23 protein-coding genes are annotated in these 24,261 nt (G+C 46.9%); 2 read left to right on the top strand and 21 right to left on the bottom strand.

Annotation, left to right across the window (positions count from 1 at the left end; all coding sequences use genetic code 11):
* Positions 1 to 160: 160 nt before the first annotated feature.
* On the bottom strand, positions 161 to 1,954 hold the full coding sequence (locus tag MHB84_RS15365) for a vWA domain-containing protein (RefSeq protein ID WP_076287515.1): 1,794 nt from the start codon (positions 1,952 to 1,954) through the stop codon (positions 161 to 163).
* 287 nt (positions 1,955 to 2,241) lie between these two features.
* On the opposite strand from MHB84_RS15365, the gene MHB84_RS15360 reads away from it, so the two are divergent.
* The gene (locus MHB84_RS15360; RefSeq protein ID WP_341143052.1) at positions 2,242 to 2,385 is read left to right on the top strand and encodes a hypothetical protein; all 144 of its coding nucleotides are present in this window, start codon (positions 2,242 to 2,244) and stop codon (positions 2,383 to 2,385) included.
* A 2-nt stretch (positions 2,386 to 2,387) separates the two neighbouring features.
* Positions 2,388 to 3,320 (top strand): hypothetical protein, encoded by a 933-nt coding sequence (locus MHB84_RS15355; protein WP_076287514.1) that lies wholly within the window; start codon positions 2,388 to 2,390, stop codon positions 3,318 to 3,320.
* A gap of 236 nt (positions 3,321 to 3,556) precedes the next feature.
* Here MHB84_RS15355 and MHB84_RS15350 read toward each other — a convergent pair whose 3' ends face one another.
* From MHB84_RS15350 to MHB84_RS15255, 20 genes are all read right to left on the bottom strand, one after another.
* Positions 3,557 to 5,113, bottom strand: coding sequence for a DEAD/DEAH box helicase (locus MHB84_RS15350; protein WP_076287513.1), 1,557 nt, complete (start codon positions 5,111 to 5,113; stop codon positions 3,557 to 3,559).
* A gap of 565 nt (positions 5,114 to 5,678) precedes the next feature.
* Entirely contained in the window at positions 5,679 to 7,130 is a 1,452-nt protein-coding gene (locus MHB84_RS15345) for a SulP family inorganic anion transporter (protein WP_076287512.1), read from the bottom strand.
* A gap of 750 nt (positions 7,131 to 7,880) precedes the next feature.
* Positions 7,881 to 9,551 (bottom strand): ABC1 kinase family protein, encoded by a 1,671-nt coding sequence (locus tag MHB84_RS15340; RefSeq protein ID WP_076287511.1) that lies wholly within the window; start codon positions 9,549 to 9,551, stop codon positions 7,881 to 7,883.
* Positions 9,552 to 9,929 carry a phasin family protein gene (locus tag MHB84_RS15335; RefSeq protein ID WP_053782782.1) on the bottom strand — a complete coding sequence of 126 codons (378 nt, stop codon included), beginning with the start codon at positions 9,927 to 9,929 and terminating at the stop codon, positions 9,552 to 9,554.
* Positions 9,930 to 10,001: 72 nt separating this feature from the next.
* Positions 10,002 to 10,640, bottom strand: a complete 639-nt coding sequence (locus MHB84_RS15330) for a ThuA domain-containing protein (RefSeq protein WP_076287510.1) — start codon at positions 10,638 to 10,640, stop codon at positions 10,002 to 10,004.
* Between the two features lie 35 nt (positions 10,641 to 10,675).
* A complete protein-coding gene (locus tag MHB84_RS15325) occupies positions 10,676 to 11,398 on the bottom strand; it encodes an SDR family oxidoreductase (RefSeq protein WP_256716713.1) in 723 nt (240 codons plus the stop codon).
* A gap of 274 nt (positions 11,399 to 11,672) precedes the next feature.
* On the bottom strand, positions 11,673 to 12,509 hold the full coding sequence (locus MHB84_RS15320) for a uroporphyrinogen-III synthase (RefSeq protein WP_076287509.1): 837 nt from the start codon (positions 12,507 to 12,509) through the stop codon (positions 11,673 to 11,675).
* A gap of 129 nt (positions 12,510 to 12,638) precedes the next feature.
* Positions 12,639 to 13,844, bottom strand: a complete 1,206-nt coding sequence (locus tag MHB84_RS15315) for a GerAB/ArcD/ProY family transporter (protein ID WP_076287508.1) — start codon at positions 13,842 to 13,844, stop codon at positions 12,639 to 12,641.
* Positions 13,845 to 13,889: 45 nt separating this feature from the next.
* Entirely contained in the window at positions 13,890 to 14,111 is a 222-nt protein-coding gene (locus MHB84_RS15310) for a hypothetical protein (protein WP_076287507.1), read from the bottom strand.
* A complete protein-coding gene (locus MHB84_RS15305; protein ID WP_083678742.1) occupies positions 14,104 to 15,351 on the bottom strand; it encodes a Ger(x)C family spore germination protein in 1,248 nt (415 codons plus the stop codon). Before MHB84_RS15305 ends, MHB84_RS15310 begins: the two co-directional genes overlap by 8 nt.
* On the bottom strand, positions 15,308 to 16,768 hold the full coding sequence (locus MHB84_RS15300) for a spore germination protein (protein WP_373561748.1): 1,461 nt from the start codon (positions 16,766 to 16,768) through the stop codon (positions 15,308 to 15,310). Before MHB84_RS15300 ends, MHB84_RS15305 begins: the two co-directional genes overlap by 44 nt.
* A gap of 302 nt (positions 16,769 to 17,070) precedes the next feature.
* Entirely contained in the window at positions 17,071 to 18,057 is a 987-nt protein-coding gene (locus tag MHB84_RS15295) for a siderophore ABC transporter substrate-binding protein (RefSeq protein WP_076287504.1), read from the bottom strand.
* 38 nt (positions 18,058 to 18,095) lie between these two features.
* The gene (locus tag MHB84_RS15290; protein WP_076287503.1) at positions 18,096 to 18,854 is read right to left on the bottom strand and encodes an iron ABC transporter ATP-binding protein; all 759 of its coding nucleotides are present in this window, start codon (positions 18,852 to 18,854) and stop codon (positions 18,096 to 18,098) included.
* Positions 18,848 to 19,810, bottom strand: coding sequence for an iron chelate uptake ABC transporter family permease subunit (locus MHB84_RS15285; RefSeq protein ID WP_076287723.1), 963 nt, complete (start codon positions 19,808 to 19,810; stop codon positions 18,848 to 18,850). Before MHB84_RS15285 ends, MHB84_RS15290 begins: the two co-directional genes overlap by 7 nt.
* A gap of 2 nt (positions 19,811 to 19,812) precedes the next feature.
* Positions 19,813 to 20,766: an ABC transporter permease gene (locus MHB84_RS15280; protein ID WP_076287502.1), complete on the bottom strand. Its 954-nt coding sequence runs from the start codon at positions 20,764 to 20,766 to the stop codon at positions 19,813 to 19,815.
* 241 nt (positions 20,767 to 21,007) lie between these two features.
* Positions 21,008 to 21,343 carry a hypothetical protein gene (locus MHB84_RS15275; protein ID WP_076287501.1) on the bottom strand — a complete coding sequence of 112 codons (336 nt, stop codon included), beginning with the start codon at positions 21,341 to 21,343 and terminating at the stop codon, positions 21,008 to 21,010.
* A 48-nt stretch (positions 21,344 to 21,391) separates the two neighbouring features.
* Positions 21,392 to 22,093 carry a pirin family protein gene (locus MHB84_RS15270; RefSeq protein ID WP_076287500.1) on the bottom strand — a complete coding sequence of 234 codons (702 nt, stop codon included), beginning with the start codon at positions 22,091 to 22,093 and terminating at the stop codon, positions 21,392 to 21,394.
* A gap of 225 nt (positions 22,094 to 22,318) precedes the next feature.
* A complete protein-coding gene (locus MHB84_RS15265; RefSeq protein WP_063567226.1) occupies positions 22,319 to 22,729 on the bottom strand; it encodes a DoxX family protein in 411 nt (136 codons plus the stop codon).
* A gap of 40 nt (positions 22,730 to 22,769) precedes the next feature.
* Positions 22,770 to 23,630, bottom strand: a complete 861-nt coding sequence (locus MHB84_RS15260) for a M56 family metallopeptidase (RefSeq protein ID WP_076287499.1) — start codon at positions 23,628 to 23,630, stop codon at positions 22,770 to 22,772.
* 1 nt (position 23,631) lies between these two features.
* Positions 23,632 to 24,048, bottom strand: coding sequence for a BlaI/MecI/CopY family transcriptional regulator (locus tag MHB84_RS15255; protein WP_076287498.1), 417 nt, complete (start codon positions 24,046 to 24,048; stop codon positions 23,632 to 23,634).
* Positions 24,049 to 24,261 lie beyond the last annotated feature (213 nt).

Here is a 24,261-nt window from a genome sequence, read left to right as displayed (position 1 = left end):
AGGTGAAAATCTGGGGATAAAGGCGCAGCATATGCTTACGAAGCAGCTTTCTTTCAGAAAGCTTTTAGCTCCGCTTCTTCAGGTTATTTCTGTCCTCTACGTTCTTGTGTAAATGGTTAGATCAAATTATATAGCTTACATTCACTTAGGCCATAATTCTTCACACCAGATACTCAATTAAAATGGTCTTATCCGCCTGTTGCAGCGGGATGCTCAGTCGGTCACCGTTCTTCAGTTCAACGCCTGAGCTTGCATCAACGGCACGGCCGGATTTCTCCAGCGTTCCGCCTGCGGTGTTGCGGATTATAATTCGATCCCCATTGCTGGGCGTAAATACATATTTCTCGGTTTCCTTCAATTCAGGGTCTAGTTGTAACAGCTGGTGCAGATGGAATTTGCCCCGGAAGGATGCCAGCTTTTTATATTGCGGGTACGACTTGTCCCCGGTATTTTCATCGCGAATTTCGACAACCATCTGTCCGACAAATCCACGGTTTTTGCGTTTCAACCAGCCTAACAGGAACCATACACCCACAGCTACCACGATCAAGGCGATCACGCCCAAAATAACAGGTATCCATGGAAACGGCTTGTCCTGATCGCCCGCAGGAGTCGTTGGCTGAGTTCCGCTACCGGCTGCTCCGCCCGCATTGATCGTAATTGGAGCACTTTCCCGGTAGAAGCTGTCTTCTTCTGCACGGATAACAAGCTCGTAGTTATGGTTGTCCGGCACTTCGAACGTTCCGGCGAACCCGGAGCCCGTGTTTTCGAGCGGCTGCTCCGTGCTTTTGCCTGTATCCTGATCGTTTACGACCAATGTCGCCTTCATATCGGCATACAGATCATTATCCTGTAGAGGCTGTCCTCCATTCTCTAGCTTGGCGGTCAGATCCACTTTGTCGCCCTTCGTATAGGACTTGGTCTTAATTGGGTCCACAACGAGCTGGAGATCATAGTTGAACAACAGGTTGATATCGATGCTGTCTTTCGGAGCCCCTTTTACCCGAAGTTTCCAGTCGCCTTCCTGAGGCTTGAGCAGCTTCACCAAGGAATAACTCTTCGAAGTCGAGAGCTTGGCTGCGTCAGAGTTGAGATCTACGGCCTTGCCAGAAGGATCGGTCAATTCAATCTGGACTTGTTTTGAAGACATAATTGAGATGTTGGCTTCAAGTACACTGTCGTTCGGTACGTTCACGGTAACTTCCTGATAACTGCCGTTTCCTGTAATGGAGGGCAGCTTCACGACATTCAGTTTGGCATGATCAGCGAAAATCTCACTCAGAATCTGGGGTAGATCATCCGGTGTATCTGTGATAAAAGACTTGCCTCCGGTCTGCTGAGCCAGATCTGCAAGTGCGTCCTTGTTCAATTTGCCGTCTGCGTTCAGTCCAATCGTATAGACGGGAATCCCCTGATCCTGTGCTTCCTTGACGGCTTTTGCCAGATCCGCATCGGATTGAGACTGGGTGCGACCTTTCGTTTTGTTAAAATCGTTGTTGCCGTCAGCCAGCAGCACGATCATTGGTGAGTGAGATGCGTCTGCCCCATGGTTCAGCACATTCACTGCTTCAGCCACTCCGACAGAGATATCGGTATATGGCCCTCGGCCGAGCTGATCAATAAAATCTTTCAGGCTGCTCTTGTCCGCATCGGACTGAATCTCCAGCAATGCCTTTTCCCGCTCCACCTGATCGGTGTAAGCGACAATCCCTACCTTGTCCCCCTGGACCGGCAGCATATCAATAAACATTTTCATGGCTTCATTGCTGATCTTGTCACGGTCACTTGTATTCATTGAATTACTTACATCGGCTACAAGTACCGCATCGATTCCGCTTGTCTGTGCCTGAGCCGCTGCAGCATGTGGCAGCAACGCCTGAGGTAGCAGCAGCGTTAGAAATGCCAGCAGAACCAGAGTTCCGCTGAGCCAGCGTATTTTGCTTGTCCGCAGCATTGGGTGTACTCCTTCACGTTTGAGATTAAAATGGGAATAGTTTATTATAGGCGTCAAGCCTTAAGGAAATCTTAACAGTCTACTAATAAATTCTGAAAAGCACCCCTATCTTCAGTTACAGTTTTGTAATGACTGACAAAAATCGACGAATTCACGTCATTAACTGGCATGAAAGTTCCAACTATGGAAATATGATATAGTTATTGCCAGCAAACTGCAATATAACGACTTGATCAGTAAACATTATAACTACGCATATTTTAACTATGCCTAGAAAGGAACGGATTATGGTTACATACGGATGCCTCGCCATATTGTTTCTTTTTGTCATTATAAAGGTGGTTGCGTTCCTGCTTCATCGGCGCAAACCCGTTTCCCGGGAAGATGCCGATCGAACCCTCTACACTATTCTGAATGGCGAGCGTGATTGAGCATGAGCACTAAACAAGTTGTATCCATCAGACCTTTTATAAGAACAACGCATGCGTTTCAAAAGTTGCGTGTCTGCAAGCGGTGCGGCCAGTATACCTGCCTGTGGGAGGATCACTGTACTGCCTGTGGGCGCGGCACCCTTGCTACAGTGGAAGAACGCGCCTCTTCCCGCGTGAAACGCCGGATCGCACGCGACCTGTTCATCACAGTAATTCTTGGTGCGGTTGCTACCTATTTTGGTGAAACCATAGACCAAACGATGGCGACGGCCAGCGTCTCCCTGCTGCTTCTGGCTGGATTGATCTTCATGCAAAAGCGATCCTTCCAAGTCGAACAGCAGCGTGAACTTAAACGCATGCTGCGTCAGGATGAGGAAGCGATTCGCCAAGGCATTAACCGGAATTGGGCTCTTGTCGCAGAAGCGCGCAAGCAGGATGAAGCGCTCGCCTATGAAATGCTCAGGGAAATCGGTTCACTCGTCTATAACGACCGGATTCGTCTGCAGCAGGTTGCGCTGCTGCAATCCTTTGTACTGCGCAGTGATATGGATCTGCAGCTCAAACCTCTGCTGCTGCGCAGCTTCGAGCGGCTGCTCGCTGAATATATCGGTGAAATCGCACGGCTGAAGCCCGAATTGGTCCGTGAAGATGCGATCAGGTATATCGCCACGTACGAAGTGAATATTTTGCAGTTGCACAACGGGATTCAGATTCTGACAGCTGTAGCTGCCGCTGCTGTACGGAAAAGTAAATATATTGAGTTGTTCCCAAGTCTTATTACCCGCTACGCGCGCTTTATGCCCAAAGATCGGTTTATGCGGCTCTATCGAACTCTGGAGCTGTATCCTGGTAAGGCACGCGGTGGTCTGGCGGAGTCGGTTGGTCGGGTCTATAACGAGAAATATCGGGATTCGTACGCAGATGTTCGTGTGTAGAACTGTAGTAAATGGTCTCGAAATGTACATTAGTGCAAACTCAATCCCTGTTATATAGACGAACCAAAATTCATTTACCCCTGCATGCATATTGGATTCACGCGTGACATTGTATAGTTTTTATCATATAAGCTTCGACGAAAAAACACCCCATCCTTAGGTCTAGGATGAGGTGTTTTGATATTTGGAAAATATATGGCGTCCTTCCAGACTACTTGCCATGGGTTTTATCGTTTTTACCGCCCGCGACGAGAATCGCGGCGGTCACTCTTGGCCGGCCCGCGCCCTGCGGTGTCCGGTCGGCGTGAACCTTCACTGCGCCCGGAGCTGCGCTTGTCGGCGCTACGGCCGCCCCAGCCGCTGCTGCGCTCATCGCCGCTGCGACCTGCACCACGTCCGCCTTGACCCGCTGCACCGCGACTGCTGTCGCTGCTGCGCGCGGAACCACGGCCTGCGCTGCGCTCGTCGCCACTGCGGCCGCCACTACGACCACCGCTGCGTCCACCTTCGCCGCCACGGGAACCACCACGACCACCACGTCCGCCTTCGCTGCGGCCGGTACGACCTGCGCCGCGACGGGCACTGCCTGTCCCAGCGGAGCGTCCGCCAGAACGTTCTTCATCACCCTGACTGTTGATGGAACGTCTATTGGCTCCAGTTGATGCTACCGGACCTTCACTTGTCCATTGGATACGGGACAGCTTCTGGTTGGTGCCTTCCTCAATACGAGCAAGCTCCGGTCTGTCGTGTTGTGTTGCAAATGTCACGGCAAGGCCCGTGCCACCTGCACGACCCGTACGGCCGATCCGGTGGATATAGCTTTCCGCATCATGCGGCATATCGTAGTTAAATACATGCGTTACGCCTTCAACATCCAGTCCGCGTGCAGCAACATCCGTAGCAACGAGGATCTGCAATTTCGCGTCACGGAATGCTTTCATTACATTCTCACGTTTGGATTGGGACAGGTCCCCATGAAGTTCATCGCTCGCATAACCTGCTTCACGCAAATCTTCATTCAGCTTGGAGGCACGGCGTTTGGTCCGACAGAAAACAATCGCCAGGTACGGGCGATACGTATCAATCATGCCGCGAAGTGCCTCAAGTTTGCCACGATCCGTGCACTCCAGCACCTGCTGGCGAATCTGATTGATCGGAATCACGGACTTGGAGGATACCTTCACATCTTCCGGGTCTTTCATATAGTTCTTCGCCAGGATGCGAATGCCTTTTGGCATCGTTGCCGAGAACAGCATCGTCTGACGTTTGTGTGGCAGTTCACGAAGGATGGTCTCCACATCATCTAGGAAGCCCATGTGCAGCATTTGGTCGGCTTCATCCAACACCAGTTTTTTCACATTATCCAGCTTCAACGTGCCACGACGCAGATGGTCCAGGAGACGTCCCGGCGTACCAATCACGATCTGTGTACCGTTTTGCAGTTTGCGGAGCTGTTTGTCCACATCTTGTCCGCCATATACCGCGAGAACATGTAGCTTATCGTCGTTTGCAGTCAGCTTCTTCGCTTCTTCCGTAATTTGCAGCGCCAGTTCCCGCGTAGGGGCAATAATCAGTGCTTGCGGCGAGCGGTCGGATACATTAATTTTCTGAATAATCGGCAGCAAAAAAGCCAGCGTTTTCCCTGTTCCCGTCTGCGCCTCAGCAATAATATCGCGCCCACCCAGCAATACCGGAATCGAACGCTCCTGTACCGGAGTCGGCACGGCGATACCCTGATGTTTCAGGATCTCGCACCATTCCGGGCGAATGCCCAGTTGTTCAAAGTTTGCCAATCGTTACACCTCTGTATATTCATTTAGATAAGTCCATTTCATAATTGCTTTCACTTGGCTTCAATCAAGACTAGTTTTCCGTATATCAATCATGATTATGAAATGAATTTTTTAAAAAGCAATCGGTCCGTTGCTCTTCTTCTCCATACCCTGTAGTTTACACGTTAGTCAAGCAAAACAAAAGGGGATCGGGCGTTACTTTCCTGCATTTGTCCACAAATGTCCCGGATCGTTGTGTTTAAAGCGTTAACGAATCATACAGACCTTATACCGCAATCATGACACTCTAAGGAATTGTAACGAACTTCAGCCCTGCTATTCCGGCTAGATTTAGCGAAAAAATACAGATAGCGGGCATATAATCGCCTACGGTTCGTTAGAATATCGGAAGCTTGAAATTACAGGCAATAGGACTTGTAGGGGTCCTTAGACCTCAACTAATTAAGCATTTTGCTACCCTATAACAAAAAAGGGCCATCCCTGTCATGATCCATCATGACTTGCAGGACAGCACCTTTTATCATCTATCAATGTTACTCATTTGGATTCAGCTATAGCTATTAAATTACGAACTGTGCCCTTGCACCGTGGCAAATCCACTTTTTTCAAGCAAACGAGAGCTTTCCTCGTTCAGTCCGCGCAGATGTACCGTTTTGCCTAGCTTGGCATATTTGAATTTAACTTTACCAATGGCAACAACCGCCGTGTTATCCCAAATATGTGAGCCACCAAAATCAATTGTGATTTCCTGCGGATCAGCCTCAGCATTGAACTCATCGACGAAGCGGGAAGATGAACCAAAGAAGAATGGTCCGTGGACACGGTACACCTTCTGCCCCTGCTCCTCATTTGCCTGCACACGAATCTTGGTCTGTTTCCAACCAAAATGAAGCACACTAAGAACAACGCCGACCATTACACCAATAGACAGATCGTGGGTATACACTACAATAGCAACTGTGACTACCATAACAAAGGCTTCCGCACGTGGCACACGCGCAATGTTCTTGATGGAACTCCAGTCAAACGTACCGATGCACACCATAAACATCACACCTACGAGCGCGCCCATTGGCACCTCTTTCACCACACCGCTAAGCAATAACAACAATATGGCCAGAAAAGCGCCAGCCGTAAATGTGGATAATCGACCTCGACCACCAGATTTCACATTAATAACCGACTGTCCAATCATCGCGCAGCCACCCATGCCGCCGAAAAGGCCATTAACAAAGTTGGCAATCCCCTGACCACGTACTTCACGGTTTTTGCTGCTCTTGGTCTCGGTCATTTCATCCACAATCGTTGCAGTCAGCAAAGATTCCAGCAAACCTACCAGAGCCATCGTGAACGAATAAGGCAGAAGGATCATTAGCGTATTAAGAGACCAGTCGATATTCGGCAGATGGAACATAGGCAGGGTACTCGTGAGATTCCCCATATCCCCTACCGTTTTGACATCCAGATGTAATAGCGCCGTAATGATCGTCATGATTACAATAGCAATCAGTGGAGCCGGAACGCTTTTGAAAAAACGTGGCAAAATATAAATGATCGCCAGCGTACCCGCTACCATCGCATACATAATCCAGTTCGCGCCCGTAAAATGGGTAAGCTGAGCCATAAAGATGAGAATCGCCAGTGCGTTCACAAACCCGGTCAATACGGAATGAGGCACAAATGTAATAAACCGACCCACCTTGAAAATCCCCAGAATAAACTGAATAATACCTGTCAGAATTGTAGCGGCAAACAGATATTCCACGCCATAATCCTTGACGAGTCCCACCATCAGTACCGCCATAGCACCCGTTGCTGCCGAAATCATGCCCGGTCTTCCGCCTGCAATCGAGATCACGATGGCAATCGTAATTGAAGCGTACAATCCGACCATCGGATCGACACCTGCAATGATCGAGAAGGCAATGGCTTCCGGAATAAGCGCCAGCGCTACCGTAATACCTGCCAGCACATCTCCGCGAATGTTACCAAACCATTGTTGTTTTAAAGTATTCATATCGTCCTTTGCCGGTCCTCCTACGTATTTAAACTCAAATTTGTCTTATCACCTGAACGGCAATGGAAATGGTTCGTCACTGACCAACTACAACAGACAACACAAAACAGCGGAATACCCTCCGCAAAAATTCGTCTATATAAGTTAAATTACATGTTGGATTAACCATGATATTGGATAAGGCATCCGATACCATGTCCGTACATGTCTCGTCCGTTCCAGTGTGTACCTCTTATTTCCACTCCAACATTCAGGTGTCCTGCCTCCGAGAAATCGTGAATCAATCATGATGTCTCTAGGTTTTCCCCTCTCAGAAAAACCGGGTCCGTTAATGTACTGACCTATTATTATAGTCATAGTAAGCGATATTTACTAATACAAATAAACTGAAAAAACAGAAGCATATCTCGTATTATCTTAATATTGCGTTATTTTCCTCCAACATACTCTCTTCTTAAACAAACTATTCTCATAAAAATCTGTTGCGACTCTATCCTTTAGCCCGACCGTTTTTATTTAATAAATATCTTACCAGATAAAACATAGCCAAAATTCCTGTAATTGCTAGACAAACAAATATGGCATTCATGGTTATGGTCCGAGCAATTACGTAATATGTAAAAATTCCAGTTAAAAACGATGAAATCAAGTTACTGATCATCTTTTTCAAACAAGCCTCTCCCTTTCACAAATAAAAATAACCCGCAAAGATCCTTTTAAAAAAGTCTCTTTACGGGTCTTGTTGTTATACTAAAATCTCCCCGATTTAAATATCGAATAAAGCAGGAAGGCTACCATCAGAATAGCTACCAGAAAACCGATCTCAATGACCGGAATATCCCACAGCATGGTTGATTGATGACTAATCGAAGAACCGATGATCAATCCAACCATAATGATACAAAATGCGAGCAGTACAATACTGAAAGACAGCCGATTACTGATCTGGTCCATTCTGCGCATGAGCGCGTCCAGTTCAGGGACACTGATCTCCAGTCTCAACTTACCTTTGCTAATAATGGAAGACAATTGCCTTAACTGCCCAGGCAGACCCATGACACTTTCGGCCATATCCGCAGCACTGCGGAACAGACGATTCTTGATCCGCCCAGGATTGAAGCGTTCCTTGATAAGTTTTCGACCAAAGGGTTCTGCCATATCCACGATACTCAAGGAAGGATCAAGATGTTCGATAACACCTTCCATCGTGAGCAGTGATTTCCCTAACAGCAGAATGTCGGCAGGCATCACAACCCGATGACGCTGAGCCACGCCGAACAGATCATTCAATGCTTGACCCACGCTGATTTTGGAAAAGGGAATATCGTAGTATTTGCTGCGCAGCTTGTCCAGATCGCTATGAAGCCCTCGCAGATCCATATCATCCGGCATCATGCCCAGCTTCTCAATCGCCCGGATCATGCTATCCGTATCTTTGCGCATCAAACCAATAATCAGCGAAGCCAGGTGCTGCTTCATCTCATCACTCAGACTGCCTACCATGCCAAAATCGATAAAGGCAAGCCTGCCATCCTTCAGAACCATCAGATTGCCCGGGTGTGGATCGGCATGAAAGAACCCATGAATGAAAATCTGATTCAACAACGAATCTACCAGTCGCTGAGCAATGTTATTGAGATCATGCCCACGTTTAATCAACTCATCACGGTCATTGAGCTTGATGCCTTCAATGTACTCCATAGTGAGCACACGAGAAGAAGTTTGATCCCAATAGATCACTGGTATTTTCACTTTGTTTTCCTGCTGATATTGCTGTGCAATCTTTTCCGTATTACGGCCCTCGACGGTATAATCCAGCTCAGCCATCAGTGCCTGGGCGTACTCTTCTACCATTTGGGGGATCTGATATTGCTTCACCCAATCCCAGCGTTTCTCCGCCATCGCTGTCAATTCTCGTAAAATATCCAGATCACGCTGAACGATACGCGATATGCCGGGCCGCTGAATCTTAATAGCTACGGCCTCACCGCTTCGGAGTTTACCCAGATGCACCTGTCCAATACTAGCCGCAGCCACAGGGGTATCCTCGAACCGGGAAAAGATCTCCTCCAGCGGTGTATCCAATTCCTGTTCCAAAATACCCCGTGCCGTCTCCGAGGAAAACGGCGGGACCTGATCCTGCAGCTTCACCAATTCCCGGATCACAGACTCAGGCAACAAGTCTGCCCTTGTGCTTGCCAGTTGCCCCAGCTTAACGAAAGCTGGCCCCAGCTCCTGCAGCACGAGTCGTATGCGTTCACTCAATGTCTTGGTGGTGTGGGCTTCACGCGACATCCACCGCCGGGGTATGGCCAGCAACTGGAACAAACCCAGCTCCTCGACCATATAACCGAAGCCATGACGCACCAGCGCCATGGCAATTTCCCGGTATCTGCCGACATGTTTGATTCGCACAGCCATCTACTCGATCTCGTTTCCTTTGAGAGGAGGAACTTCAAGTGGAGCTGGGGATACATCAGGTTGAAGCTGTGGTGTGTGACCCAGTTCCGCAAGCTTTTTCTCAAGCACGGCAACACGCTGTTCCAAACTGGTTACATCACTCTCGGATGGAACGCCCACTTCCTGAAGGACGCGCTTGACCTGTTCGTGAATCATTCTTTTGAACTGGCCCTGCTCTTCATCGCCCCGTTCCATCAGGCGTTCAACCAATGCTTTGGATTCACCAGGCGCCAGTTCCCCGCGCTTGACCAGATCATCCACGGTTTTCTCAATTTTCTCCTTGCTTACAACAGTAAGACCGAGCCCTAACGAGATTGCCTTTTTGAACAAATCGCTCATTCTTGTCATCCTCCTCTTCGTTGATCTCTATAGTATAACCCTAATCAGCTGCTCACAAAAGAAACGGTCCGGCTATACGTAACGCGCAGCCCATTTTCCTGCCTGCAGAATTAACTGACGATAGGTTTCATGGGCAAAAGATGGTACATGATGTCCTGGCATAAGGTAAACAATGCGTCCAAGACCATATCTATGCGCCCATGCTGCAGGTTTCGGTCCTTCTTCGGATTGATACTCCAGCAGAACTTTCGTTTCTGCAAATGAACCGAACTCGAACTGATAAGGCTCTTCCTCCATCGTAAATCCCGAAATGCCTTCCGTCACTGGATGGCTCTCTGCCGTTACTGTGAACTCCAACGGGGCATAAGGTGGATGATGCAGGAATTTGGCACCGATCATCTGCTTCAGCTCATAACGATTTTGGAGCGAAATTCCGTTATGTATAATGACCAGTCCACCTCCATTACTAACATAGGACAATAAGCCTGCTGTCTGCTGTGGAGAGACTTTTCCCTTCCAATCATCCATGTAACAGATACACACATCAAATCCGGTTATATTTTCTTGCAGCAGCATGTTGCGATTCTCACTGCACTGCACAGTCATAGTATCGTGAAAAATCCGACTAATTTCCGCATCCACACCTTGCAGCGGATGCCAGTCCGGATGAGTATAATCACCAAGTAACAACGCTTTTTTACGATGATCCATCAATAAAAACTCCTTTCAAATTACCTATAACAGAATTACCAAGGAAGGGTATCCCCCTTGTAATCTACATACGCAGGCTGATCTCCCATGAACTCTTTATGGCGATCGATGAGTGCTGTGATATATTGAGCCGATTGATCTGGTGTGAGGTCTGCATCGGTATTCAATTCCCCGCTCATATAACTCTGTACCCAGCCGGGATGTATCAGCATCACTTGCCCACCCTCATTCTTCAGACCATTGTGCACAAGGCGAGCCTGCATGTTTAACGCAGATTTGGACATACAATAGGCAAACCATCCATCCCGGCTGCACTGTTCAATACTGCCTGCCTCCGAAGATATATCGACAATCAGCTTGTTTGTCCCTTGCAGAAGGAGGGGCAACAGGGCATGAGTCACACGCAATGTCCCCAAGGTATTTACGTTGAATACTTCTGCCATCTCCGCCATATTTAACGGTCCGCGGATATGATCCGTAATACTTCCTAGTATAGCCGCATTATTGATAAGCATATCCAAATGCTCAGTATCCAGCTTAAGTGTCTCCGTGAACAAAGCTACGGACAGATCATCCGCAATATCCAGTTCAATGACGCGTAAATGTTTTGGATAGGCATCCGTCAAAGTACGAATCCCTTGGGACTCTTCCATGTCCAACCCTGCCGCATAAACGATATAACCTCTCTTCAGCATTTGTGCCGTCAGAGCCAACCCCAGTCCCCGGGCCGCCCCGGTTACACATACGGTTTTCATCATGCTGTCCCTCCCTCACAAGCTTAATCTGTCTTTAATTCATTCCACATTATTATCCAAAAACCTTTAATTATGAATGGGTACAACTAACTTCACGACCAAAGTCTCAGGTCGATTCCCTTGAATCAGAGTCGTTCAGCTTATAGAAAGTGAACCGGTCACAGAGACAAAAACAAAAAAAGTTCTGACCCGTATAGCGGATCAGAACCGGGAACAACGAGGCATCTTAAATGCGTTTTATTCAACGCATCCATATGAGTCCAGACGGGATCACATGTTACTGCAGAAGATGAGCCTTGTCCGCAGATTGGGCAGCGTAATAACGCCCCAACTCAACGATTAGTGCTCCCATCTTCTCATCCTCCGGAACTACGAGCGCCTCAATCCCTTCTTCACGCATCGCGTTTGCCGTAACCCTGCCCACCGAAGCAGGCACCACGCCTTGGCGGAAGGCTTCCTGCATGGATTCGAGTTTGCCCTTTGATGCCGCATACTCAACCAAAAAACGTACTTGCGGTCCACTTGTAAACGCGACAGCATCAACCTCATGCCGCAAAATCTCATTCAACAACTGTTCCAGTTCACCCTCTTCGGGTGGGACGTGACGATAAGGAAGCACCTGACGTACTTGAGCTCCTTGTTCCTCCAGCCAACCGACCAACTTGGGCGCGGTTTCCCCGTGCAGTTGCAACATGACCTTCTGTCCCTTAAGTTCATGAGGCGCAAATTCACGAATCAGCCCGTCTGTGCTACCATCATCATCCCGCACAAGCGGGGTCAGTTTACGTTTTCGGAGTGCATTGACTGTTTTGTACCCTCTTGCTGCAATCAAAGATTCCGATAAAACGTCCAGCAATTGATCAGCAATCTCCATATCCTCAGCCATATCAAAAATAGCGTCCAATCCCATACCCGTGGTTAATACCGTCCAGTCTGGCGGGTCGGATATCCAGGATACGAGACCATCCCGAATATTACGATCGTCCAGAAAAACAGTTCCCTGTGCAGGTCGAACTAGTGGAATCCCGCCCATTTTCTCAACCAGCAAGGACATCTCTTTGGATTTTCGTGGTCCTGTCAATGCTACGCGTATACCTGCCAAATGTTGAGCCATCCATGTTCCCCCCGTTAATTCAGCCGAATGTCATCAGTCTGACTACAGTATACAGGGTACTTCTATGGAGGGAAACCGAGTTTCCCCTCTTTTCAGTGGTTCATCTATAACGATTTTTGATGGGATATATCAGGAAGGCTGTAGTTCTCCACCCTGAAGCCCTTCATGTTTGTCCCCGTCGGAATTCTCTCTGTCCTGTGATGTTTTCCCTTGTTTGTCCTCTTTTGGTTGCTGCTTTTGTTTCTGGTTATCTGTTGTCCGTCGATCATTCGCACCTTTTTTGCGAGGACGAAGAAACACGAAGAGTATGATGGGAAATAGCACCTCGAACACAATCCCGATCCATGTCCATTCACGTGTAAAGCGGAAGAGCTGAACAGCGTTTTTGAAAAACCAGAAGGCACAGACAAATCCGATCAAAGCAACTGGCCCTGTCATGACTTTTCCCGAGACCTTCGGAATCATTCGTTTCAGTCCCCAACAGACAAAATACAGATCAAATGCGATCTTTGTAATTAACGTAGGCAGCGTTACGGCTGCTAGCGCAAGGTCAAATCGATCAAGGAAATCACTAATTTGCAGTTGCCTTGCAAGCTCATAGGAAGGATAAACCAGTCTGGATGCAATGGGTACTCCCACCGCCAAGATGGTTTCGATGACAATCAGCATCATGATCAGTGCTGTGATCGTAATCCCCCACATAACCGACTTGAATCGAAAATCACTGCCTTTAATTACAAAGGGGATGGCAATCATCTCACCAAAAAAAGAAAATATGTACCAGCTTCCCCTGCCAACACCAGTAACATCGATGTCAAAATAGGGCATAAGATTATCCATGTTTATTTGCTGAATGAGCATAAACGGCAAAATCAATGAATTCAGCACAAACAACGTAACATAGAGCTCGGACATCCCTATTAAGGACCCCAACCCTCCCCTCACGATAAAAACAACCATAACCAAGAGGCTCAATACAATGATGGAAATCGGGGTCGTCTCCAGCAAGGTAATACTTACATAGTCACCGATTAGTCGGATATCACGGGCAAATATAAAGAGAAAAAACAGGATATACAACAGACCTGTCACACGACCCAAAAAGGGGAAACGCTCCACTAGAGATTCAAACAGATCACGATCGGGGAACCGTCGCTGAACACGGCTTAACATCCATAGTGATGCCACCATGACAAGAAACACAGGGATATAAGATAAATAGGCGTGCTGTTCGGCATAAAAAATGGCTTGTGCATGGGGTTGCATCAACGTGCCTGTAGTTCCGAGCAGCATGATGAGCAGCACCAACTGACGACTGGTCACTTTTTGATTCATGGAATACCTCCTTTCTGTCTTATGCTTCAAAATTCGTTGAAAAGCCTAAGGTAACGGTAGCCAACGTTGAATTAACTGGGTTAGCCAAGCCGAAATAAAGACGGTTTTGCTCAAATTAGTCACATAGAACCAAATCCCGGCGCTGATGGCGATTATTCCGTAGGATAACCACCGATTAATGGCCGCTGCCTGCCTCACATGTTTGAAGTCCATGATGATTACGGCAATAACCATACCCAAATAAGTGAACAACAGCGGCTTAATCATGGACAATATCCTCCTCTTGTAATCCAATCGGTTTATTGATAACCCCTACATTTTCAATTATGATGTGTGGTTCAATAATTACCTTTACATCCGGATAGATATCATCCCACCGATCCCTCATTTTTTTCCATTCCCGAGGAAGTTGCTGATGAATGGAACGACCCAGACCCAAGATATCCGCAGGATATTGTTTTTGAATCAGCCTGATCCCTTCCTTAATGTCATCTTCAATTTTCTGGTGAAGGGCCTGAGTAAGGCTCTGCATCTCCTGGTCTCGCAAATCACCATAATTGGATTCGTTATCTACCATGACTCCCTTCGCATACAACTCGATCGTCACCGTGACTTTCCCGTTTTCAACATGAGGATGCAAGGAGGAGTTATTCTCGTTTAATTTAATGAACACATCACCTTTTCCACGCGGAGCCTTTACCATCACTTCCGGCTCATTGGCTTCGCCCATGGCTAAAATAAGCGCATCAGCGGGAGCTTTCTCTATCATGCCTACCAGTTTGTCCTTCTTGAAAATTGCGATCCCATCTAACTTAATGTTCGTCTTAACGTCCTTCCAGTTACTCGGCACATTGTCAGCAGTCGAAGCCACCGGTAGAAATGGATCTACTCCTTCGGAAAGAATCGCATCCGTAAATGTCTTGAGTGAACGTGGTCTGCGCATATTCAGGAAACACAGTTCGCGTACCATTTCAGAAGGGAATTTTTCAATTGGCGCATCGGTATCCAGCACTTTGTACGCAGATCCTTTGGTAACAATCGGTAGCGCAGAGAGTCGGTTAAGCGGGTAACGTGTAAGTAAGTCCAGCATGGGAGCAACACCTTCACGTGCAAGCTCTTCTCCGATCAGCATGGTACGTCGATGTGCATAATAAAGCTCACGGGAAAGTGCCTTTTGGCCTTCAATTGAAGTCCCGCGCAAGGTTTTGGCTGTAGTGGATAACATGAACCACGATTTGTCGCCACTTGTGCCCCCACCACCGCCTTCACTTCCAGAGGAACCGGACTGGCCGGGAAGGGCAATTTGCAGACTGGTTCTGAAATTATCCTCTTCCTTGTCGATAGCGAGACCAATGACAAAAGCGATATCATTAATCTCCTTCCGATCCCAGCAACCTGATATGAAAATAGTACATAGGAGCAGTATGGCTACCGCCCGTCGTTTACGGATGAGAACCATGTGCTCACCACCCTTCTTCTGCTTCAGGCGAACCGTTGATCTTTTCATTCATCCGCTGCTGGTCACGATGAACCGTTGAAGGACGATTGATCATCTTCCACCATGGTGTACGAATAACAATATCCTTGGTATCCGTCTTGCTATAGGGGCTGAGACCTGACAGATAAGGTACTCCAAAAGAGGTCATTTGTGTTAGATGTACCGAGATCAGCACCAGTCCGATTACAATGCCATATAAGCCAAGCGCACCGGCAAGCAACATGATGGGAAAACGCAGCAACCGAACCGTAATGGCAAAGTTAAAACGTGGGATGGTGAACGACGCGATCCCTGTCATCGATACAATGATAACCATGGGCGCCGACACGATCCCCGCCTGAACTGCTGCTTGTCCAATCACAAGTGCCCCCAAAATACTGACGGCCTGACCTACCGTTTTGGGTAACCTGACCCCCGCTTCTCGCAAAGCCTCGAATGATAGCTCCATAATGAGGGCTTCAACCAGTGCAGGGAATGGAATGGCCTCCCTTGCCCCGGCAATACTCAGAATCAGCGTGGTAGGCAACATATCCTGATGGAAGGTTGTAATGGCGATATAGAGTGCAGGCAGAAATAGAGCGATAGCTACAAACAAAAACCGAATCCACCGCACCAGATTGCTGATAAAGAACCGTTCGTAATAATCCTCACTCGCCTGAAGCATCTGCCACATGGTTACTGGGGCAATAAGGACAAACGGACTACCATCCACAAAAATGGCAAATCGTCCTTCCAGCAAGTTGCCCGCCACTGTATCCGGACGTTCGGTATAATGCATCTGCGGAAAAGGGGAATACGGATGATCTTCTATCAATTCCTCAATATAACCGGACTCAAGAATCCCATCGATCTTGATCTTGTTGAGTCGTTTTTTGACATCCTTAATCAGCTTGGGATCAGCAATATCGCTGATGTAGGTCAGTACGACATTGGTTTTGGTCTCAGTTCCAATCGTCATGCTTAACATCTTAAGTGCAGGTGTTTTCAGCTTGAAACGAAGTAAAGCTGTGTTCACCCGCAATGTCTCGGTGAAGCCTTCGCGTGGTCCTCGGATAACCGACTCGGTCTGGGGTTCCTCGACACCGCGCCTTACACCGCCCTTAACGTTAAATAGCCAAGCCTCTTTGCTTCCGTTGATCAACAGCAGTGCAGAGGATTCCAGCACACCCTCCGCTGCGTCTGCCCAGGTATCCACTTTCTTCACCTGCGTCAGAGCAATTCGTGTATCATCCAGAGGAGCCGCAGGTTCATCAGTACGTTGCTCGATCAGACCCCGAATGAGAGGCCGAAGCATATGATCCTGAATGTCCGTCGAATTCACGATGCCTTCGATGTATACAAGCAGTCCTTCCACTTCAGATGAAATCTTGACATTGCGGAAGACCACATCCGAGCAATCCGAGAAAATGTCTTCCAGTGCCAACATATGGCTTTCATGTGAAAGGCTTATCGGTTGCCTCAAAATAGGGGGAGACGGCAGCCCCAAAGGGATGTGTTTCTTCTTTTCTGAATCCCCGGAACCATTTTTCCCTGATGTTTTGTCCGCCATATGCCGCCCTCCGTTCCTGTTTTTTTATACAAGGTAGCTTGTGCCAGAGCGCGCAGAATTATGTGATCTTTTTATAAAAATCCAGATACCTTCTTCAACTAGGGCAACAAAAAAAGGCCTCTGTATGGATAACAGAGACCTTCGGGCCTAATTAAACTAATGCGTCAATCTTCATTCACTTAATTGATACTCTCGTCCACTTCTTTAATCATTTCTTGAATGGATTCCAAACCACCACCGGACAAGTACCAGTAATCCGGGTCAAGATAAACAATGTGTCCATCTTTATAAGCATTCGTATTTTTGACCAAATCGTTCTCAATAACCTGTTTGGCTGGAGTTGCCTCACCACTGCCTGCAACCACCGCACTCCGATCTACCACGAACAGATAATCTGGATTTTTCTCCATAACATATTCAAATGAAACGCTCTGCCCATGAGTGGACACTTCAATATTTGCATCTGCGGGAGTAAAACCGAACACATCATGTATGATACCAAATCGGGAACCTGCACCATAAGCGCTCAATTTACCTTCGTTCGTCAGAACAACCAGTGCATTCTTTCCAGCAGCCGTTACTTTATCTTTCAAAGCTTTAACAGAGGTATCAATTGATGCCAGTGCCTCTTCTGCTTCTTTTTCTTTACCAAAGATCTCTCCAAGTGTCTTCACATTCGAAGTCAGGGAGTTCATATAATCTTCTGTATCTACCGCCATATAAATAGTTGGTGCGATCTCGCTCAACTCTTCATATGAGTCTTGCAGTCGTCCTGAGATGATAATCAGGTCAGGCTTCAGGGCATTTACTTTCTCAAAATCAGCCTCTTTCAAACCGCCAACATTGGCGTACTTTGCATCGTTATACTTTTCCAGATAAGAAGGAACTCCCTCCTGAGGTACACCGGCAACCTCTACCCCGAGCTGATCCAATGTATCCAGCACCCCATAGTCGAACACAACCACTTTCTCCGGATTCTTCTTCACTGTTGTATCGCCAAGTTTATGTTTAATGACGATTTCTTCGTTGGACTGATCTGCTGCTGCATTCGCTTCTGACCCTGTGCCACTGCTGGAACCTGTATTTTCTGCTGTTTTATTTCCACCGCAAGCTGCCAGAACAACCGACAACACGACAAGCAACGTAAACAACCAACCCTTTTTCATAAATAGACACCTCTCGCTCTCTCTATATTGGTTTAACTTTAAGCAAAATACACACAAATCTTACGCCCATCAATCCATTGCACAGGGATGTGCATGTCATATACTTTCTGCAATACATCCGTATTAATGATGTCCTCCGTTTTACCTTCCTGCACGACACGCCCATCTTTGAGTGCCACGATATAGTCTGAGTAACAGGAGGCAAAATTGATGTCATGAATGACAATAACAATCGTCTTGCCCAATTCATCCACCATTTTACGAAGCACCTTCATAATCTGCACGGAATGTTTCATGTCCAAATTATTCAAGGGTTCATCGAGGAGAATATACTCGGTGTTCTGCGCGATAACCATGGCAATGTAAGCCCGCTGCCGTTGTCCACCGCTTAGCTCATCCAAATACTTTTTGCGGAATGGCGCCAGTTCCATATAATCGATGGCTTCCTGAATCCACTGCCGATCCTCTGCCGTGAGTCTTCCTTGTGAATATGGAAAACGCCCAAAAGCAACCAGATCCTCCACCGTCAACCTGATATTTATGTGATTAGATTGCTTAAGTACTGATATTTTTTTCGACAGATCCTTGTTCTTCCAGCCTTCGATCTCTTGCCCTTCGATCAGGACTTGTCCTGCATCCTTGCTGATTAGCCTGGTGATCATGGATAACAGTGTACTTTTGCCTGCACCATTGGGGCCAATAAATGAAGTGATTTTCCCTTTGGCAATATTCAGTGATACGTCATCCACTACCCGGACGCCGCCGTATTGTTTGGTTACATTTCTGACTTCTACCACGACTTATTCTCCTTTAGCAGTAAATAGATGAAGTACACACCGCCTACAAAATTGATAATGACACTTACTGTAGTGGCAAAAGTAAATACCCGCTCCACAATGAGCTGTCCACCGACCAATGAAACCACGGCTATAATGACTGAACCCCAGATCAGCACTTTATGACGATGTGATCGGAATATCTGATGCGCCAGATTCACGACCAGCAGTCCCAGGAACATGATTGGTCCAACAAGCGCTGTGGAGATTGACACCAGAACCATCACAACCAGCAGCAACCTTTTCACAATGTATTGGTAGTCCACCCCAAGATTAACCGCGTGATCTTTACCAAGAGACAGTACGTCGAGATACTTAGTAAACTTCTGTGCATACAGCAGGATCAAAATAATAGCCACCATTGAGATGATCAGCAGATCCGTATTCACATTGTTAAAACTTGCAAACATCTTGCCCTGCAGTACAAGGAACTCATTTGGATCAATCAGTACCTCCATGAAGGAGGACATGCTCTGAAACAGCGTACCCAGAATAAGGCCAACGAGCAGCAGTAAATAGATATTGCGCCCCCGTTCTCTACGGAACATGAACTGATGCAGGAGTAAGGCAAACAAGGTCATTAACAGGACAGATACCGCAAAGTTAAGATTTTTGTTCACAAAGCTGATATGCGTGCTCCCAAACACAAACACGGCAAAGGTCTGAAACAACATATACAGGGAGTCGAGTCCCATAATGCCAGGCGTAAGAATTCGATTGTTGGTTATCGTTTGGAAAATGGCAGTGGAGTACGCGATGCAAGCACCCGTGAGCACAATAGCAAGAATCTTTTTTCCTCTGCGAGGCAGAATATAATCCCAATTGCCCCCGGATTGAATGACCAGAAATACACCAATCAACAGCACTGCCGCTGTAATCAAAATGCCAAATTTCCAGGTATTCGCCGTATACTTCATTCTCATGATTCATAAGCCTTTCTTCGAAGCAGTAAATACAGGAACAACACACTGCCCACAACGCCCACAGTCAAACTGATGGAGAGCTGATAAGGATAAATAATCAATTGACCCAAAATATCGCAGACCAGAACAAAAATCGCACCGAGCACTGCCGTATGAGGCAATGTATCCCGCAAGTTGTCACCCTTATACAACGTCACAATATTCGGTACTACAAGACCCAGAAACGGGATTGTACCTACCGTAATAATGACGACGGCTGAAACCATGGCAACCAGAATCAGTCCGAGATTAACCACTTTGCGATAAGCCAGTCCAAGGTTGGTTGAGAAATCTTCACCCATGCCTGCAAGTGTAAAGCGATTAGCGAACAGATATACGATAATGAGCAGCGGAATACTGATATAGATCAGTTCATAACGTCCCTTCATAATCGTGGAGAAGTCACCTTGCAGCCAGGATGACATGTTCTGGATCAAATCGTTCTTGTAAGCAAAAAAAGTCGTGACTGAGCTTACAATATTGCCAAACATCAAACCGAGGAGAGCGATGTATATCGTATCCTTGAATTTGACTTTCTCCAGTATCCGCATAAAGATTAGCGTTCCAGCCAGTGCGAAGGCAAAAGCAACCAGCATTTTCTGCAGTGGAGAAGCTCCAGGGAACCACATCAAAGTAACAAGGATACCCAACCGGGCTGAGTCCATTGTTCCGGCCGTTGTCGGAGACACAAAACGGTTGCGAGTCAGCTGCTGCATGATTAGTCCAATAACACTCATACTGATACCTGCGACAAGGATGCTAATTAGGCGGGGAAAACGACTGACTTGTAACACCTGAAGCTGGACTGGGGTCAAATGAAATATATCCATGGGTGAAATGTCTGAATTGCCAATAAACAGGTATACGATAGACAAAAAAGCCAGTACGATCAACATATAGCCTAACTTCATCTCTCTACTAATCCCCTCACCAATAGCCGTAAAACACTTGTACTTGTTCTACTTCGTGTCATTTGATATTGATACTCATTATCAATTAGGGTAATTATATCGATATTAATTTCGTTATGTCAACCTTCCTTTGCTTCTCCTTTGCTAAATTTCATGAAACAACCTGAAACACATATAATTCAAAATTAATTGTATATAAGGAAAAAGACCTTCCAATTGGAAGGTCTTTTTAATCATTCGGTTAGTCGGCAAAATAATCTTCAGGAATATAGCGGATCTCAGATTCCGCATATATAGTCAATGTATGGCGTTCTCCATCATACTGCACCTGGTCTCCCTGAACGTAATACCAGTGCTTCACCAAGGGCTGATCTTTACGCTGTACAAAGCGAAACACATTGAGCTCCTGTCTAAGCTCCATAATGCTATCCACCACCTGTTGTTCCAGACCCGTAACGGTAAAAACAAAACCAGTGCCTTCTTTTTGATAACGATAGGACATCGAGTCTGTTTTGCTGTTAACCAGCCCTCGCCCAGTCACTGCATGCTTAACCATGAACCATTCCTGCTGCGTCATAAAAGTACATCCTCCTTTGATCTTGGAGTTTCAATCTATTTCGGTAATCTAGGGCAGATCGATCAACATATAGAAAGAGTCCTCGCTTGCATCCAGGTTCATGGATGTCGTCTGTTCCACACGAGCCGTATCCCCTTCATTTAACTGATACTCTCCGTTCAAGCTAAGCTTGCCTTCTATAGCAAAAATGTACATGCGGCGATCTTCCGCCTGTTCATATGTTAATGCCTTGCCTGCGGCCAATCGGCCAAGATAGATGGTCATATCCTGATGAATGGATGCAATACGCCCCCTACCTTCAGGGGATACCACGGGTACGAGTGCTCCCGCAAGTGCGTCTGGATCAAAAGAAGTTGTCTCATAAGACGGCTCAAGCCCTTTCGTATGTGGCATGAACCAAAGCTGTAATATACGCACTTCTTCAGAATCCGAGGCATTGTGTTCGGTATGGATCATGCCACTGCCTGCTGACATGCGCTGAATCCCACCAAATGATGTTACAGCTACATTGCCCAGGTTATCTTCATGACGCAGTTTCCCGTTCAACACGATGGACACAATCTCCATATCACTATGCGGGTGTGCACCGAAACCACGACCAGGAGCAATTACATCGTCGTTAGCTACCCGCATGGGTCCAAACGAAGTATTCTCCGGGTCCTGATATTCACCGAAGGAAAAGCTGTGATTGCCGCGCAGCCAGCCCCGGTCGAAGCTGGAGCGGGAATCGGATGGAATGACGTTAATCATAAAGCGCACCCTCCTTTATATCCTCTTATTTTTTCTTAGTTGCATACTTATTCTCATTGTACCAAATCGATGGGCTTGTCGTCCAAAACAAAAAGCCATTTCCCGCTTCGAACGGATCACACGTATAATTACGCGTAATCCGAACTAGCGAGAAAAGGCCTCTATGCAGGATATACCTACTTGAATGAACTTGTTATCTATCCCTATTGGATGGATATAAACCCGTTATGCACTCACATTCTGTCGAGCGTTCCCTTGTCTGGAGAAGAAATGATCCACCGCTAGGAAACGGCTGCCTGTGAAGAGCAGTGTCAACGAACCCGCCAGCAGCAGGTAATCAAACTCGGTACCACTCATGAACGGCTGTCCCACTTTGGCAGTGAGCAGAACCCCACCCATCACTACGATGAACAATGCAGCAAATACACGTGTTCCCAAGCCCAGAATCATGGCTGCACCACCCACAAGCTCAATGATCGCTACAACAGATGCCAGAAAACCAGGAATGCCGATACTTTCAAAGAAACCGACTGTACCACTAATTCCACCTTCGAATTTGCTCCAACCATGTAATACAAAGATGAGACCAATCATGATCCTTGAGAAAAACAAACCGATCTCCACACTTCTATTCATATTCATCTTCCTCCTTGGAGTTTAAGTTCAACGTTACCTTTCACCCAATTGACCAAACAAACAAAACAGACAGCAGCAGGATCACTGTGGCAGAAATGAATACCGCATAGCGGGGAAGCGACAGTGAAACATCCTGTTCCGGGTCTAATAAACGGGAAATACGTACATTCACCGAAGTATCGGCAAAAGACGATTGAATAGCTGTCTCTCTAATTCTCCAAGGTTCAGGGCAAGCCCGGATCAGTTTGAGCAGTGCACTACCAATGCCCGCAGCGTTCCCTGTACGTTCAATTGCTTCATTGTCAGCCAGTATTTCTCTAATGATCTTGTAATGTTTTGAAGTATGCTTCAACACCGGAATATAAGGCATCATCACGGCAAATACTGACAATAATGTCGTCTTGAGTGGATCACGATGCCACAGATGGTGCACTTCATGATACACAACCGCTCTTTCTTCTTCAGCATCCAGCATCGTGAGCAGCCCTGTGGAAAGTACAATACAAGGTTTCCAGAGACCAATCGTAAATGCCACCGGTGACGGCTTGTCCACCACAATGAATCCAGGTTGTTTCAGATGACGGTACCGCGCCTGAAGATCCTGGGACATGGCTCTATCTTCCATTGACCGAAGCTTCCGTACCGCTGCACGTGTCTTCATCATCCGATCGAATAGCAACCAGCCTGTACCTGCAAAAGTCAGGAGAACCAGTGCCATAAGAACATGCCCCATGGATAACCAGCCCAGCCTGCTCATCCAGTGATTACATAGCCAGAGCAGATTAAACGGAATGTCCCAACCGAATATTTTGTACATCGCGTACATGAACATCTGCATGAACACGAATAACGGAATGCCAAACCCGACGGTAAACAACAGCTTCGAGCGGGCCTTCCACATGTCAATCGCTATCCTTTTTCCATTGCTTAATCTTCTGCTCCAGACGCTCAATCAACCCTGCATCTGCTTCATCCAGCGCATCCAGCATGTGATTCACAGCAAGTACCCCGAATTCATCCACCAACTCATGTGACAATTCCTTGGATTGGTCGTTCATAAACTCCTCCCTGCTCTGTACCGGATGGTACAGTGACGTTCGGCCCTTCTGCGACTTGTGGAGCAGTTCCTTGTCCACGAGGCGATTCATCACCGTCATGACAGTATTGAAATTAACGTCTTTATCTTTTTCTAATGCGGTTTGCACTTCGCGAATGCTACTGCCTGGACGCGCCCACAAAATGTCCATAATCTTCGCCTCAAGCGGACCGAAAAACCGGTTCAGTCCACGCTCACCCACTTTAAAATTGTGTATTCTCATGTTCAGACACCCCTCACACTACCCATTGTAGTGCCAACAAACGAGAAGTCAACCTCTATGTCAGCTATTTATTGTAAATGATTTGTAAATATGTTTTCCATTTCAGAATATTATTTGGATGCACAAGATCAGCTTAGCGTTAAAAAAACCTAAAGACCGGGCAGGTCTGCTATTCTGCAGTCCTGCCCGGTCTAATTCATAAATCGATTATTC

Source organism: Paenibacillus sp. FSL F4-0087, assembly GCF_038020215.1.
GTDB classification, from domain to species: domain Bacteria; phylum Bacillota; class Bacilli; order Paenibacillales; family Paenibacillaceae; genus Paenibacillus; species Paenibacillus taichungensis.
This window is presented reverse-complemented; position numbering and strand designations above follow the sequence as displayed.

Bases quoted from the DNA above. Each gene is read 5' to 3' on its own strand.
- MHB84_RS15275 (WP_076287501.1), bottom strand. From the start codon at position 21,343: ATGACGCAGCAGGAATGGTTCATGGTTAAGCATGCAGTGACTGGGCGA.
- MHB84_RS15365 (WP_076287515.1), bottom strand. From the start codon at position 1,954: ATGCTGCGGACAAGCAAAATACGCTGGCTCAGCGGAACTCTGGTTCTG.
- MHB84_RS15285 (WP_076287723.1), bottom strand. From the start codon at position 19,810: ATGAAGTATACGGCGAATACCTGGAAATTTGGCATTTTGATTACAGCG.
- MHB84_RS15355 (WP_076287514.1), top strand. From the start codon at position 2,388: ATGAGCACTAAACAAGTTGTATCCATCAGACCTTTTATAAGAACAACG.
- MHB84_RS15300 (WP_373561748.1), bottom strand. From the start codon at position 16,768: ATGTTGGCACTGGAAGACATTTTCTCGGATTGCTCGGATGTGGTCTTC.
- MHB84_RS15310 (WP_076287507.1), bottom strand. From the start codon at position 14,111: ATGATTAAGCCGCTGTTGTTCACTTATTTGGGTATGGTTATTGCCGTA.
- MHB84_RS15280 (WP_076287502.1), bottom strand. From the start codon at position 20,766: ATGAAGTTAGGCTATATGTTGATCGTACTGGCTTTTTTGTCTATCGTA.
- MHB84_RS15305 (WP_083678742.1), bottom strand. From the start codon at position 15,351: ATGAAAAGATCAACGGTTCGCCTGAAGCAGAAGAAGGGTGGTGAGCAC.
- MHB84_RS15340 (WP_076287511.1), bottom strand. From the start codon at position 9,551: ATGGCTGTGCGAATCAAACATGTCGGCAGATACCGGGAAATTGCCATG.
- MHB84_RS15315 (WP_076287508.1), bottom strand. From the start codon at position 13,844: ATGAATCAAAAAGTGACCAGTCGTCAGTTGGTGCTGCTCATCATGCTG.
- MHB84_RS15325 (WP_256716713.1), bottom strand. From the start codon at position 11,398: ATGATGAAAACCGTATGTGTAACCGGGGCGGCCCGGGGACTGGGGTTG.
- MHB84_RS15270 (WP_076287500.1), bottom strand. From the start codon at position 22,093: ATGATTAACGTCATTCCATCCGATTCCCGCTCCAGCTTCGACCGGGGC.
- MHB84_RS15335 (WP_053782782.1), bottom strand. From the start codon at position 9,929: ATGAGCGATTTGTTCAAAAAGGCAATCTCGTTAGGGCTCGGTCTTACT.
- MHB84_RS15260 (WP_076287499.1), bottom strand. From the start codon at position 23,630: ATGTGGAAGGCCCGCTCGAAGCTGTTGTTTACCGTCGGGTTTGGCATT.
- MHB84_RS15345 (WP_076287512.1), bottom strand. From the start codon at position 7,130: ATGAATACTTTAAAACAACAATGGTTTGGTAACATTCGCGGAGATGTG.
- MHB84_RS15295 (WP_076287504.1), bottom strand. From the start codon at position 18,057: ATGAAAAAGGGTTGGTTGTTTACGTTGCTTGTCGTGTTGTCGGTTGTT.
- MHB84_RS15330 (WP_076287510.1), bottom strand. From the start codon at position 10,640: ATGGATCATCGTAAAAAAGCGTTGTTACTTGGTGATTATACTCATCCG.
- MHB84_RS15265 (WP_063567226.1), bottom strand. From the start codon at position 22,729: ATGAATAGAAGTGTGGAGATCGGTTTGTTTTTCTCAAGGATCATGATT.
- MHB84_RS15360 (WP_341143052.1), top strand. From the start codon at position 2,242: ATGGTTACATACGGATGCCTCGCCATATTGTTTCTTTTTGTCATTATA.
- MHB84_RS15255 (WP_076287498.1), bottom strand. From the start codon at position 24,048: ATGAGAATACACAATTTTAAAGTGGGTGAGCGTGGACTGAACCGGTTT.
- MHB84_RS15320 (WP_076287509.1), bottom strand. From the start codon at position 12,509: ATGGCTCAACATTTGGCAGGTATACGCGTAGCATTGACAGGACCACGA.